A 13,383-nucleotide genomic window follows, 5' to 3' on the forward strand; every position below is an offset into this window, starting at 1 on the left:
CCGGAGCAGTTCGCCGCCCGCTTCGACAACAACCCCTACGACAAGATCGACGTCCTCGCCCTGGGCGACAAGGACCCCGACAACCTGGTGTTCCGATTCGGCGACGACGACTTCCCGTTCGGCTCCAGGGTCGTCGAGATCGTCATCCCGAAAAAAGCTGGTCCAGCCGAGGTACTTCTACATCAGACAGGTCGGCGCGGATCTGGTCGCGGTGCGCCGCCCGGGCACCCCTCTGATACACAGAAGCCCGGCTGCGCCGTTCGTTGTTGCCCGCCGGAGTCACTTATTCCGGTCGTAGCTCGACCCGCCAAGCGGCGAAGCGCTCGCGGAGCCGCTCAATGGCGGGAGCGTCGACGCCATACGCTGCGAACGCGGCATCGCTGATCTGGTCCATTGCCCCGAGCACGTCCGCGAACATGGCGCGATCGAATCCGGGATCGGCGGCTTCGGCCAGCCGGAGCAGCTGGTCGCCCGAGTAGCGACCGCTGGCGAGAACGGCGTCGATGTCGAGGAAATAGCGCTCCTCCCACGCCCGGCGGAGATCGGGCGGCAGCCAGAGCGCGCGCCACAGTCGGGCGAGGGTTTCCCGATCAAGAAAGTCGTGCAGATCGGCCGGCTTGGTGGCCTCGATCAGGACCGTGCGGTAGAGGTCGACCATCCGGCCGGGAGCGTCGAGGTCGTAGTCGGCCGCGCCCGACCAGTCGAGGTGACGCGGCAAGGTGACGACGCCCGTGATCGGCCCGTTGAGCAGCGCCAGATCGTCCGCCACGACGAATGGCTTGGCATACCGACGCACGACAGGTCACCTCCCATCTCATCGTCTCACGCCGAGGGGCAGGTCATGCCGTTCGGGCCGTGGTTGCAGTAGCCGTACGGGTTCTTCGCGTCGGACAGGTACTGCTGGTGGTAGTCCTCGGCGTAGTAGAACGTCGTCAGCGGCTTGAGCTCGGTGGTGATCCGGCCGTGGCCGGCCGCCGTGACCACCGGCTGGAACAGCTCCTCGGACTTGCGCGCCGTCTCCAACTGCTCGTCCGTGGTCGTGTAGATCGCCGAACGGTACTGCGTGCCGACGTCGTTGCCCTGGCGCATGCCCTGGGTCGGGTCGTGGTTCTCCCAGAAGGCCTTCAGCAGGTCCTCGTAGCTGATCTTGCTGGGGTCGTACACGACCTGGACCACCTCGGCGTGCCCGGTCGAGCCGGAGCAGGCCTCCTCGTAGGTGGGGTTGCTGGTGAACCCGCCGGCGTAGCCGGCCGCGGTCGAGTACACGCCGGGGAGGCGCCAGAAGATGCGCTCCGCGCCCCAGAAGCAGCCCATTCCGAAGACCGCGACCTCGAGGCCCTCGGGCCACGGGCCCCTCATCGGGGTGCCGAGAACGACGTGCTTGTCGGCCACCGGCATCTGCCGGGGGCGGCCCGGCAGGGCCTGGTCGGGGGTGGGCAGCTCGAGCTTCTTGTACCGCAGGAACACGGTCACTCCCTTCATCCGCCAGATGTAACGCCGGCAGTTAGGCAACCCTTACCCGAGCTCGGAAGCGATTTTCGCGGCGTAGTCGGCGGCCTCCTCGTCGCTCGCGTATTTCGTGCGCGGCCAGAAGAAGCCGCGCAGCCCGTCCCCTTTTGTCCGCGGCACGACGTGGGTGTGCAGATGCGCGACCGACTGCGACACCACGTTGTTTATCGCGACAAACGTGCCCTGGGCGCCGAGCGCCGGAGGCACGGCCGCGGTCACCCGCTGCACAAGCCCGAAATACTCGGCCAAATCGGAAGAGGGAAGCTCGGGCAGCGTCACCACGTGCTGCCGGGGAACGACCAGCACATGGCCCTTGAACACCGGCCGGATGTCGAGGAAGCCCACGCCGGAAGGCACGTCGATGACCTTGAAAGCGGGAACGGTGCCCGCCACGATCGCACAGAACAAGCAGTCCGCCACATCGCGAGACTAGCCTTGCGGAACATGACGGCTAACAGCTACGGCTTCGACACCCTCGCCATCCACGCCGGTCAAGAGCCGGATCCGCGGACGGGCGCGGTGGTGCCTCCGATCTATCAGACGAGCACCTACGCCCAGGATGCCGTCGGCGCGCCCCGGCTGGGCTATGAATACAGCCGCTCCAGCAACCCGACCCGCGACGCGCTGCAGGAGTGCCTGGCCGCGATCGAGGGCGGGCGCCGCGGGCTGGCCTTCGCCAGCGGCCTGGCGGCCGAGGACACCCTGCTGCGGGCGGTGTGCCGTCCGGGTGATCACGTGGTCATTCCCGGTGACGCGTACGGCGGGACGTACCGGCTCTTCGCGAAGGTGGCCGAGAACTGGGGCCTGGACTGGACCGCCGTCCCGCTCGACGACCTCGACCAGGTGCGGGCCGCGTTCCGCCCCGGACACACGCGGCTGATCTGGGCCGAGACCCCGACCAACCCGCTGCTCAACGTCGCCGACATCGCGGCGCTGGCCGCCCTCGCCCACGAGTACGACGCGATGCTGGTCGTCGACAACACGTTCGCGTCGCCGTACCTTCAGCAGCCGATCGGCCTGGGCGCCGACGTGGTCGTGCACTCGACCACCAAGTACCTGGGTGGACACTCCGACGTGGTCGGCGGCGCGCTGATCACGGCGACCGACGATCTGGGCGAGATGCTGGCGTTCCACCAGAACGCCATGGGCGGCGTCAACGGGCCGTTCGACGCGTGGCTGACGCTGCGGGGGATCAAGACCCTCGGCGTACGCATGGATCGTCATTGCGACAACGCCGAGCGCATCGTGGGTTATCTGGGTGAGCACGTCGCCGTCGAAAGCGTGCTCTACCCGGGCCTGGAGTCGCACCCGGGGCACGAGACCGCGGCCAAACAGATGCGGCGCTTCGGCGGGATGGTGTCGTTCCGGGCGGCCGGCGGACCCGAGGCGGCGATCCAGATCTGCAACCGGACGAAACTGTTCGTGCTGGCCGAGTCGCTCGGCGGAGTCGAATCGCTGATCGAGCACCCGGGACAGATGACACACCTGTCGGCTGCGGGCTCGCCGCTTGAAGTCCCCGCGGATCTCGTGCGACTGTCTGTCGGCATCGAAAGCGTTGACGATCTGCTCGCCGACCTCGAGCAGGCGCTCGGCTGACACTTGATCATACGGAGTTGGGGATGTCGGACGGTTCGAGCTGGGTGGGCGCCACCGCGAAGCAGATCTCCCGGGCGGTACGGCGCGGTGACGTGTCCGCCACCCAGGTCGTCGCCGACACGATCGAGCAGATCTCCATCTCCGACCCGTCGCTGGACGCGTTCCGGGTGATCCGGGCCGGCGAGGCGCTCTCCGAGGCGGAGAAGGTCGACGACCAGGAGGACCTGGCCAACCTTCCGCTGGCCGGGGTGCCGGTCGCGGTGAAGGAGAACACGGCGGTGGCCGGGCTGCCCACCTGGGGCGGCTCGGCCGCGGCCCGCCAGCCGGTCGCCGAGCGCGACCACGAGGTGGTCCGGCGGCTGCGCGGCGCGGGCGCTGTCGTCGTCGGCGTGACCCGCATGCCCGAGATGGGCCTGTGGGCGGTCACCGACGACGAGGACGCCCCGACCCGTAACCCCTGGGACCGCGACCGCACCCCCGGCGGCTCGTCCGGTGGCTCGGCGGCGGCGGTCGCGGCCGGGCTGGTGCCGATCGCCCAGGGCAACGACGGGCTGGGCTCGATCCGCATCCCGGCGGCCTGCTGCGGGCTGGTCGGGCTCAAGCCGGGTCGCGGGGTGATCCCGGCCGAGCTCGGCATCGACGACTGGTTCGGCCTGGTCGAGAACGGGGTGCTCACCACCACCGTGGCCGACGCCGCGCTCGGCTTCTCGGTGCTCGCCGGCCGCGACCCGGTCAGGCTGGTCGAGCCGGACAAGCTGCGGATCGGCGTCTCGACCCGGTCGCCGGTGGTCGGCATCCGGCCCGATGAGCCGAACCTCGGCGCGGTGGCCACGGCCGCGACCTTCCTGACCAAGGCCGGGCACGACACGGTGATCGCCGAGCCGCGTTACCCGAACGCGCTGGGCCTGCGCGTGCTCGCCACCTGGTTCGCGTCCGCGTACCGCGAGTCGCAGCACCTCGACGTCCGCAAGCTCCAGCCGCGCACCCGCCGGCACGTCCGGCTCGGCAAGTGGGCGTGGCGCGTCGGCCTGGTGAAGCAGGCGCATCGGGACGCCTGGCGCGAACAGTCGATCAAATTCTTCGCCGACCGCGAGATCGACGTCCTGCTGACGCCGGCGCTGGCGGCCGCGCCGCCGCCGGCCGACAGCTATTCCGCCCGGTCGTGGCGGCACAACATGTCGGTGAGCATGAGGTACGCGCCGTACGCCGCGCCCTGGAACGTGGCCGGCCTCCCGGCGATCGTGGTGCCGGTCGGCACCCGCCCGGACGGGCTGCCGCTGGGCGTGCAGATCGTCGGCCCGCCCGACTCCGAGCTGCTGCTTCTCTCGATCGCCGGGCAGCTCGAGGTGGCCAACCCCTGGCAGCGTCACGCCTTCGGGTGATCAAGTGGCACGATGCATCCATGCGCGATCCGCTTGACCTGCTGTCCCTGTCCGACATCGAGGCGGCGCGCGAGCTGCTCACCGGGGTCGTCGAGGCGACGCCGCTGATCCACTCGCGCCCGCTGTCGGAGATCACCGGGGTGCCGTCCTGGCTCAAGTGTGAGAACCAGCAGCGTGCGGGCTCATACAAGGTGCGGGGGGCGTACACGAGAATCGCCCGGCTCTCCGACGCCGAGCGCAAGCGGGGCGTCGTGGCCGCCAGCGCCGGAAATCACGCCCAGGGCGTCGCCCTGGCCGCGCGGCTGCTGGGCGCCTCCGCCACCGTCTTCATGCCGGAGGGCGCGCCGCTGCCGAAGGTCACGGCCACCCGTGGTTACGGCGCGGCCATCGAGTACGCGGGGACCAGCGTCGACGACGCTCTGGATGCCGCCCGGCGCTTCGCGGACGAGACCGGCGCGATCTTCATCCACCCCTTCGACCACCCCGACATCATCGCCGGGCAGGGCACGGTCGGCCTGGAGATCCTCGAGCAGCTGCCGGAGGCGGCCACGATCGTCACCGCGGTCGGCGGCGGCGGCCTCGTCTCGGGTCTCTCGGTGGCGGTCAAGGCGCTGCGGCCCGACGTCCGGATCGTCGGCGTGCAGGCGGCGGGCGCGGCGGCGTACCCGCCCTCGCTGGCCGCCGGATCGCCGCAGAAGCTCGAGCGCGGCCTGACCATCGCGGACGGCATCGCCGTCCTGCGGCCCGGGGATCTGACGTTCGCGCACGTCAGCAAGCTGGTCGACGAGGTCGTCACGGTGACCGACGACGACCTGTCGGCGGCGCTGCTGATGCTGGTCGAGCGGCACAAGATGGTGGTGGAGCCGGCCGGCGCGGCGGGCGTGGCGGCGCTGATGACCGGCGCGGTCGTGCCGGCGGACGGCCCGGTGGTGGCGATCCTCTCCGGTGGCAACATCGACCCGATGCTGCTGCTCAGGGTCATCGAGCACGGCCTGGCGTCGGCGGGCCGCTTCCTGCGCCTGGCGGTCCGCTGCGACGACCGCCCCGGCGAGCTCGCTCGCCTGCTGGGCCAGATCGCGGCGCAACGGGCAAACGTCGTGGACGTCGCACACGTACGCGAAAGCCCGCGGTTGAATTTCGGTGAGGTCGAGGTGGCCTTGTCGGTCGAGACCCGCGGCCCGGATCATTCAACTGCTTTGATCGCGGACCTGCGGGACTCCGGTTACCGCGTGGCGCTTCTGGCCGACGCAACGCCCTGAGGCTGCTGCTTAACCCTCGAAAGGGCCGAACTCTACGACGGTGACCTTGATGTCGGCGCCGCTGGGGGCCGTGTATGTCACGGTCTGGCCGGTCTTGGCGTCGAGGATGGCCTTGCCGAGTGCCGACTCCGGGCTGTACACGGTCAGGTCGGTGGTCGAGGCGATCTCGCGCGAGCCGAGCAGGAACGTCTCGGTGTCGGTCTTGTCGTCGTCGAAGTAGATCGTGACGACCGAGCCGGGCTGCACCGACTCCGCCGTCTGCACCTCGCCGACCTCGGCGTTGCGCAGGAACTCCTTGAGGTACTGAATGCGGCCTTCCTGTTTGCTCTGCTCCTCGCGAGCGGCGTGATAACCGCCGTTCTCCCGCAAGTCGCCCTCCTCGCGACGAGCGTTGATCTCCGCGGCCACCGCGGGCCGCGCGGCGATCAGCTCGTCAAGCTCGGCCTGCAGCCGGTCGTGAGCGTCCTGAGAAAGCCAAGTCTTGGGCGTCTCTGAACTGGACACGGTCGATCTCCTTGCTGGGACGGGGAACGCTCAACATCGTCATCGCATGCTGAACGGAGCGAATCACCAAGCTTACCAGCGGTACGCTCGGCGCCTGGATTGCTCGATCTTGCCCTGTTCAAACCCGACCCGGTAGGCAGCCGTCGGGCGGTTTCGCCGGCGGTTCCCGGGTGGCGGGATCGGGTCAGTCGGCCGGTTGACAACCGACGATGTCGCCCACCGAGGCGCGCTTCGTGGTCGTCACCGGCTCCTCGGCCCGGATCGTGGTGGCGTTCGCGTCGCCGCCCCCCACCACGACCGTGCGGCGGCCCACCTCGTTGCCGCCGTAGTCGCGGGCGCGCAGGACACATTCCGCCTTCTCGCCGGCCGGCACCCGCACCGTGAACTTGATCGTCATGGTCGTGTCGGACGGCTCCTGCCAGCCGACGATCTGCGGCTGGTAGTCGGTCTGCCCGTACCGCTGGTAGAGCTTGACGGAGATCAGCACCGACGCCGCGACGACCAGCGCCAGGATGAGAATCGGCACGACCGGGCGGCGGCGCCCGTCGCGCCGGTGCCCGTAGCGTCCCGGCGGGAACACCGGGTTTGTGGTGTGCGTCTCGCTCACCGGACGACCTCTCATGCGTTTCTTGTCGGGGGGATCGGCCAGAATGGCAGGGTCCATCTTCGCACTCCGTTCTTCAGAGGAGTTCTTCGGTGACCGAGCAGCTGCGCCTCATGACGGTGCACGCCCACCCCGACGACGAGTCGAGCAAGGGCGCCGCGACCATGGCTAAATACGTTGACGAGGGCGTCAAGGTGCTGGTCGCCACGTGTACCGGGGGCGAGCGTGGCAGCGTGCTCAACCCGAAGATGGACCGCCCCGAGGTGCTGGCCGACATCGCCAACATCCGGCGCGCCGAGATGACCAAGGCACGCGAGATCCTCGGCGTCGACCAGGCGTGGCTCGGCTTCGTCGACTCCGGCCTGCCCGAGGGCGACCCGCTGCCCCCGCTGCCCGAGGGTTGCTTCGGCCTGCAGGACCCCGAGGAGGCGGCCAAGCCGCTGATCAAGCTGATCCGCGAGTTCCGCCCGCACGTCATGACGACGTATGACGAGAACGGCGGATACCCGCACCCCGACCACATCATGTGCCACAAGATCTCGGTGGTGGCGTTCGAGGCGGCCGGCGACCCGGAGAAGTACCCCGAGCTGGGCGAGCCCTGGCAGCCGCTGAAGCTGTACTACAACTCCGGCTGGACCCGGGCCCGCATGCTGGCCCTGCACGAGGGCATGCTGGCGGCCGGCCTCGAGTCGCCGTACACGGAGTGGCTGGAGAAGTGGGAGGACCGCGACGACCGCGGCGACAAAATCACCACCCGCGTCGAGTGCGGCGAGTACTTCCACGTCCGCGACGACGCCCTGCGCGCCCACGCCACCCAGGTCGACCCGGACGGCTTCTGGTTCCGCATCCCGCTCGAGCTCCAGCAGAAGGTCTGGCCCACCGAGGACTTCGAGCTGGCCCGTTCGGTAGTCGACAGCCCCGTCCCGGAGTCAGACCTGTTCGCCGGCATCCACGAACACGCAGACGCCTGACCCAGCCCCGGCCCGCCCGCGCGGTGCCGCTGGGCTGGCGCTGACGGTCCGCGCCGGGTCACTGCGCTGGCGTGTCACGGCTCGCGGGCCCCCCACCCCCGTGGGGTTCGCACTTCGACTTTGCCCACACGGGGGAGACCCCACCTATGACTCCCGGGCTTCAGGGGACTCCCCGCCCCGGGGACACCCGCGATCGCCTTGCGGAGCGAAGCGGAGCCAGCCAGCTCAGCCAGCTGAGTACTTAGCGCTGTGCGGTTGGCATGAAGTCCTATACGCGGCGGGGTGTTTGCGCGAGGGAGGTAGTACCAGCCAGGCTCGTCGTCCGGGGGCTCAACGCGGCAGTAGACTTCGCGCGTGGACGTCATCTTCGCGGTCAACAACTTCGGCGACACCCGGTCGGGCGGCCTCGCCGGGCCGATGGGGCTGTTCGTCATCGTGCTGATGTCCATAGCGACTGTCTTGCTGATTCGCAATATGAACAAGCGCTTGCGTCGGCTTCCCGACAGTTTCCCTGACGGACAGCAGACAGAGCGTGAGGCTGAGATCGCACGGCTGGACGAGGACATGGAGCGTTCAGGCGTCGAACCGCTTCGCCCCGAGGTCGATCAGGATCGATCGGGCGATGATCAGCCTGCCGTGGAATCCGAGGTCAAGGGCGTTACTACTCAGAGTGACGCAACTCACGCGGAAGGCGACCGGGGCACCGTTTGACCACGTGGGCGGTGGTTTCCTGAACGAAACCGCCACTACCCTCCGTATTGGTCAGACAAAAGCCGGACACGGGTCGTACGTCAACCCTTGTTGTGTTCATCGGGATTGATTTAGCCTTCCGCCGGGGGTCTCAACGGCCCCCGACCCTGCGCGGAAGGGGGCGCCGAAAATGACCATCCTCCGCCCCCGCATTTCGCTCCTGCAGATGCACGTGCATTCGCGAGTGCCACTCGTGAACAGGGACAACTCATGACCGCCCCACCCGTCTCCGGGACGGGCGTCCGGCGCTCTTGGATGGCCGCGGCCGGCCTCGCGGGGCGGTCCCGGGGCGTGCGCACCCTCACCGCCGCGGTCGTCGGCGCGGCGATTCTGGTGTCCGTCGGCGGGGTTCTGCTGCCCGTCGAGCGACCCGACCATCGTCCACTCTCGGTAATGGCCGGAGTGGGTCTGGCAGCACTGCTCGTGGCCGCCGGCCAACTCGCTCGGCTACGTTTCAAGCTCGGTCGCGGCGTCGTCTCCGTCTCCTGGGGCGAGGCCGCTTTCATCATCGGGTACGTTGTTTCGCCCCCTGGCTGGCTGCCGCTGGCCACCCTGGTGGGCGCGTCCGTGGCCTGGGCCCTGCTGTCCTGGCTGGACGAGCACCGCAACGTCGCCGAGGTCGCGCACCTGGCCGCCTCGTTGTCGCTCGGCTCGGCCGGCGCGGCGACGGTCGCCCGCGTCATCGGCGGGAACGCCCCGGTGCTCAACGTGCAGACCCAGGGCGCCCTGGTGGCCGGCGCGCTCGCGTACCTTCTGATCACCTTCGGCCTGGCGGCGCTGACCCTCACGGTGCACCGCGACGCCGCCACCGCGCAGATCTTCGCACGGATCCCGTACGCGAAGATCCCGATGTTCGTCGGCAACGTCCTGGTCGGACTCGGCGCCGTGTTCGCGCTCCTGCGCGGCCCGATCTGGCTGGTCGCCTTCCTGCCCGGGCTCTGGCTGCTGCAGCGCACCTACCGCTTCCACCTGCGTGCCGAGGAGGAGCGGCGGATGTGGGAGTCGTTCGCCGCGGCCACCGCCGCCATGCCGGCCGGCAGCGAGTCCGACGTGGCCGCCGCCGGCCTCCGCGGCGCGCTCGACGTGTTCGGCGCCCGGCGGGTGGAGATCGAGGTGCGCGGCCCCGGCGGCGAGCACCGGTACGCCGAGGACGGTCCCGGCCAGGACGCCTACCTCTCCGGGCTGCCGGGCCCGGCGATCACCCGGTCGATGGCGATCGCGGGCGAGCCGATCGGCGAGATCACCGTCTGGCTGGCCGACCCGACCCTGCCGGCGCCGCGGGACGAGGCCGCGATCTCCGCCTACGGCGACGCGCTCGCGGCGGCGCTGCATGATGCGTCGGTGCAGGAGCAGCTGACCGAGCTGCGCCGGCGCGTCGACCACGACGACGTGCACGACCGGCTCACCGGTTTGCGCAACCGGGCCAGCCTGCTCGCCGACGGCGACGAGCTGGTGCGCGGCGTCCAGCGCGACCGCCACATCGGCCTGCTCCTCCTCGATATCAAGGGCTTCCGGGAGGTCAACGGCACCCTCGGCCACCGCTGCGGCGACCAGGTGCTCAAGCAGGTCGCCGAGCGCCTGACCGACCTGTCCCGCGAGACCGACCTGGTCGCGCGCACCGGCGACGACGAGTTCGCGATCCTCGTTCCGGCCATCACCGCGCTGGCCGACTCGGCGACCCCGCGGCACGAGACACCGACCCCGCTGCCGATGGCGGTGCGGCGGGCCCGCGAGCTGGTCGAGCGGATCGCGATACCGATGGAGGTCTCCGGCGTACGCATGGCCGTCGAGATCGCCGTCGGCGTGGTGGTGGCCCGGGCCGGCCGGGTCGAGCTGGGCGAGCTGGTGCGGCGCGCCTCGCTCGCGCTGGACGAGGCGAAACAGCAGGAGCTGGCGATCGCCACGTACGACGCCGGCCGCGACGCGGTGACCACCGACGAGCTGGCCCTGCTGGCCGAGCTGCAGGACGCGCTCGCCGCCGACGACCAGATCGTGCTGCACCTGCAGCCTTCGGTCGACCTGATCACCGCGGCCCCGACCGGCGTCGAGGCGCTGGTCCGCTGGCGGCATCCGCGCCGCGGCCAGCTCTCCCCGGGCGACTTCATCCGCGTCGTCGAGCACACCGAGCTGCTCACCCCGTTCACCCGCCGGGTGCTCGACCTGGCGCTCTCGGCCGCCGCGGGGTGGAACAAGGCCGGTATCGACCTCCCCGTCTCGGTGAACGTGTCGGCCCGCAGCCTGCTCGACCGCGGCTTCCCCGGGCAGGTCGCCGAGGCCCTGCGTCAGCACCGCACGCCCGCGTCCAGCCTGGTCCTCGAGATCACCGAGTCGGTGGCGGTGAGCGACCAGCCCATCGTCGACGACATCCTGGCCCAGCTGCGCGACGCCGGCGTCCAGCTCTCGCTGGACGACTTCGGCACCGGCTTCTCCACGCTGTCGATGGTCACCCGCGCCCCGGTGGATGAGATCAAGATCGACCGCTCCTTCGTGGACGACATGATCGATTCCCCGGCTGCCGAGGCGGTCGTGCGCGGCGCGGTCGAGCTGGGCGCCCGCCTGGGCGTGCGAGTGGTCGCCGAGGGCGTCGAGACGACCGAGCAGCGCGCCGCGCTCATCGAGCTGCGCTGCCCGAACGCCCAGGGATACCACTTCTGCAAGCCGATGCCGGCCGACCGCATCGTGCAGGCGCTGACGCAACTGGCCGACGCCGCGCCGAACAACATCCGCCCCCTTCGCGCCGACGACGCCTCCTGACCGCCGCGAAACTGTCGGTGCCCCGTGAGAGGGTGGGGTATGGCCAATCGCCTCGGTAACGCGACCTCGCCCTATCTGCTCCAGCACAAAGACAACCCCGTCGACTGGTGGGAGTGGTCGGCCGAGGCGTTCGCCGCGGCCCGGGAGCGCGACGTGCCGGTGCTGATCTCCGTGGGTTATGCGGCCTGTCACTGGTGTCACGTGATGGCGCACGAGTCGTTCGAGGACGACGACATCGCCCGGGCGATGAACGACGGCTTCGTCTCCATCAAGGTCGACCGCGAGGAGCGGCCCGATGTCGACGCCGTCTACATGACCGCTACGCAGGCGATGACCGGCCAGGGTGGGTGGCCGATGACCGTCTTCGCGACGCCGGACGGCGATCCGTTCTTCTGCGGGACCTATTTCCCCAAGGCGCATTTCGGCCGGCTGCTCGAGTCGGTGCGCGAGGCCTGGCGGGACAAGCGCGACGAGGTGGTGGCGCAGGGCGCCAAGGTGGTCGAGGCGATCGGCGGGGCTCAGCTGGTGGGTGGGCCGACGGCGCCGATCTCGGCGGAATTGCTCGCGGCGGCGGTGGGCAATCTTTTGAAGGACCGCGACAAGACGTACGGCGGGTTCGGCGGCGCGCCGAAGTTTCCGCCGCACATGGGGATGCTTTTCCTGCTCCGGCACCATCAGCGCACCGAAAACGCGGAGGCGCTCGAGGTGGTGCGGGAAACCGCCGAGCGAATGGGCCGCGGCGGGATCTACGACCAGCTCGCCGGCGGATTCGCGCGGTATTCGGTGGACGCGCGCTGGACGGTGCCGCATTTCGAGAAGATGCTCTACGACAACGCGTTGCTGCTGCGGGCGTACACGCAATTGTGGCGGCTGACCGGCGACCCGTTCGCCAAGCGGATCGCGGACGAGACGACGGCGTTCCTGCTGCGCGATCTCGGCACGCGCGACGGTGGGCTGGCGTCGGCGCTGGACGCGGACGCCGCGGGCGTGGAGGGTCTGACGTACGCGTGGACGCCCGCCCAGCTCGCCGAGGTGCTCGGCGACGAGGACGGCGCGTGGGCGGCCGATCTCTTCGGGGTCACCGAGCGCGGCACGTTCGAGCACGGCAGCAGCGTGCTGGTGCTGGCGCGGGACATCGACGCCGCCGAGCCGTCGCTGGTCGCGCGATGGCATCGCGTACGCGAAAAGCTCCTCGGCGCCCGGGCGAGCCGGCCTCAGCCGGCGCGCGACGACAAGGTTGTGGCCTCCTGGAACGGGCTCGCCATCACCGCGCTGGCCGAGCACGGCGTGTTGACGGGCAACGAGCAGTCCCGCGCGGCGGCGATCGGGCTGGCCGAGGTGCTGGCGACGCGGCACCTGGTGGACGGGCGGCTGCGGCGGGTCTCGCGGGACGGGGTGGCGGGCGAGCCGGTGGGCGTGCTGGAGGACTACGGCTGCGTGGCCGAGGCGTTCCTCGCGGTGCATCAGCTCACGGCGGACGGGCGCTGGCTGGAAAGCGCGAAGGCGCTGCTCGACGTCGCGCTCGCGCATTTCGGCACCGGTGACGGCGGGTTCTACGACACGGCCGACGACGCGGAGCGGCTGGTGACGCGGCCGGCCGACCCGACCGACAACGCGACGCCGTCCGGGTTCTCGTCGATCTGCGCGGCGCTGGTGGGATACACCGCGTTGTCGGGCGAGACGAGCTATCGCGAGGCGGCGGACGCCGCGCTGGAAAAGGTCGCGCCGCTGATCGGCGGGCATCCGCGGTTCGCGGGCTACTCGGCGGCGGTGGCCGAGGCGGCGCTCTCCGGGCCGTACGAGATCGCCCTGGTTTCGGAAAAGGACGACCACGGCGAGCTGGCCGCCGCGGCCTATCGGCACGCTCCGGCCGGCGCGGTAATTGTCGCGGGCGAGCCGGATCGGCCGGGCGTGCCCCTGCTGGCGGATCGTCCGCTGCTGGGGGGACTGCCGACGGCGTACGTGTGCCGGGGCTTTGTCTGCGAGCGCCCGGTGACCGATGCCGGGGAGCTGGTGGCGCAGTTGGGGTCGAAAGACGCTTGAGCTGGGGTGTC

12 protein-coding genes are annotated in these 13,383 nt (G+C 70.3%); 7 read left to right on the plus strand and 5 right to left on the minus strand.

Features of this window, described 5'->3' with window-relative positions; genetic code table 11:
- Nucleotides 1–283: 283 nt before the first annotated feature.
- The 3 genes from ACFQS1_RS22690 to ACFQS1_RS22700 are packed head-to-tail and all read right to left on the minus strand — an operon-like array spanning nt 284 to nt 1,929.
- On the minus strand, nt 284–769 hold the full coding sequence (locus tag ACFQS1_RS22690; protein ID WP_378971585.1) for a hypothetical protein: 486 nt from the start codon (nt 767–769) through the stop codon (nt 284–286).
- 53 nt (nt 770–822) lie between these two features.
- A complete protein-coding gene (msrA, locus tag ACFQS1_RS22695) occupies nt 823–1,467 on the minus strand; it encodes a peptide-methionine (S)-S-oxide reductase MsrA (protein ID WP_378971766.1) in 645 nt (214 codons plus the stop codon).
- A gap of 48 nt (nt 1,468–1,515) precedes the next feature.
- Nucleotides 1,516–1,929: an HIT family protein gene (locus ACFQS1_RS22700; RefSeq protein WP_378971588.1), complete on the minus strand. Its 414-nt coding sequence runs from the start codon at nt 1,927–1,929 to the stop codon at nt 1,516–1,518.
- A 24-nt stretch (nt 1,930–1,953) separates the two neighbouring features.
- On the opposite strand from ACFQS1_RS22700, the gene ACFQS1_RS22705 reads away from it, so the two are divergent.
- Genes ACFQS1_RS22705 through ilvA form a run of 3 tightly spaced genes read left to right on the plus strand, consistent with a single transcriptional unit; the run spans nt 1,954 to nt 5,746 of the window.
- Nucleotides 1,954–3,105: a cystathionine gamma-synthase gene (locus ACFQS1_RS22705; protein ID WP_378971591.1), complete on the plus strand. Its 1,152-nt coding sequence runs from the start codon at nt 1,954–1,956 to the stop codon at nt 3,103–3,105.
- A gap of 23 nt (nt 3,106–3,128) precedes the next feature.
- Nucleotides 3,129–4,487 carry an amidase gene (locus ACFQS1_RS22710; protein ID WP_378971593.1) on the plus strand — a complete coding sequence of 453 codons (1,359 nt, stop codon included), beginning with the start codon at nt 3,129–3,131 and terminating at the stop codon, nt 4,485–4,487.
- A gap of 20 nt (nt 4,488–4,507) precedes the next feature.
- The gene (gene ilvA / locus ACFQS1_RS22715; protein ID WP_378971596.1) at nt 4,508–5,746 is read left to right on the plus strand and encodes a threonine ammonia-lyase; all 1,239 of its coding nucleotides are present in this window, start codon (nt 4,508–4,510) and stop codon (nt 5,744–5,746) included.
- Between the two features lie 9 nt (nt 5,747–5,755).
- Here the strand turns inward: ilvA and greA are convergent, their stop codons facing one another.
- Both greA and ACFQS1_RS22725 read right to left on the minus strand, forming a co-directional pair.
- Nucleotides 5,756–6,250 (minus strand): transcription elongation factor GreA, encoded by a 495-nt coding sequence (gene greA / locus ACFQS1_RS22720; RefSeq protein ID WP_378971598.1) that lies wholly within the window; start codon nt 6,248–6,250, stop codon nt 5,756–5,758.
- A gap of 184 nt (nt 6,251–6,434) precedes the next feature.
- The gene (locus tag ACFQS1_RS22725; RefSeq protein WP_378971601.1) at nt 6,435–6,857 is read right to left on the minus strand and encodes a DUF4307 domain-containing protein; all 423 of its coding nucleotides are present in this window, start codon (nt 6,855–6,857) and stop codon (nt 6,435–6,437) included.
- 89 nt (nt 6,858–6,946) lie between these two features.
- On the opposite strand from ACFQS1_RS22725, the gene mca reads away from it, so the two are divergent.
- The 4 genes from mca (at nt 6,947) to ACFQS1_RS22745 (ending at nt 13,372) form a co-directional block, all read left to right on the plus strand.
- On the plus strand, nt 6,947–7,825 hold the full coding sequence (gene mca, locus ACFQS1_RS22730; RefSeq protein ID WP_378971604.1) for a mycothiol conjugate amidase Mca: 879 nt from the start codon (nt 6,947–6,949) through the stop codon (nt 7,823–7,825).
- Between the two features lie 354 nt (nt 7,826–8,179).
- Nucleotides 8,180–8,536, plus strand: coding sequence for a hypothetical protein (locus ACFQS1_RS22735; RefSeq protein ID WP_378971607.1), 357 nt, complete (start codon nt 8,180–8,182; stop codon nt 8,534–8,536).
- A gap of 249 nt (nt 8,537–8,785) precedes the next feature.
- Nucleotides 8,786–11,329, plus strand: a complete 2,544-nt coding sequence (locus ACFQS1_RS22740; RefSeq protein ID WP_378971609.1) for an EAL domain-containing protein — start codon at nt 8,786–8,788, stop codon at nt 11,327–11,329.
- Nucleotides 11,330–11,368: 39 nt separating this feature from the next.
- Complete coding sequence (locus tag ACFQS1_RS22745) at nt 11,369–13,372, plus strand: thioredoxin domain-containing protein (protein WP_378971611.1); 2,004 nt, start codon at nt 11,369–11,371, stop codon at nt 13,370–13,372.
- Nucleotides 13,373–13,383: the final 11 nt, after the last annotated feature.

This window comes from Paractinoplanes rhizophilus (assembly GCF_042664765.1).
In the GTDB taxonomy this organism is placed as follows: Bacteria; Actinomycetota; Actinomycetes; order Mycobacteriales; family Micromonosporaceae; genus Actinoplanes; species Actinoplanes rhizophilus.

Excerpts from the sequence above, each read along its gene's own strand:
- ACFQS1_RS22705 (WP_378971591.1), top strand. The coding sequence starts at position 1,954 with ATGACGGCTAACAGCTACGGCTTCGACACCCTCGCCATCCACGCCGGT.
- ACFQS1_RS22710 (WP_378971593.1), top strand. The coding sequence starts at position 3,129 with ATGTCGGACGGTTCGAGCTGGGTGGGCGCCACCGCGAAGCAGATCTCC.
- ilvA (WP_378971596.1), top strand. The coding sequence starts at position 4,508 with ATGCGCGATCCGCTTGACCTGCTGTCCCTGTCCGACATCGAGGCGGCG.
- ACFQS1_RS22740 (WP_378971609.1), top strand. The coding sequence starts at position 8,786 with ATGACCGCCCCACCCGTCTCCGGGACGGGCGTCCGGCGCTCTTGGATG.
- ACFQS1_RS22745 (WP_378971611.1), top strand. The coding sequence starts at position 11,369 with ATGGCCAATCGCCTCGGTAACGCGACCTCGCCCTATCTGCTCCAGCAC.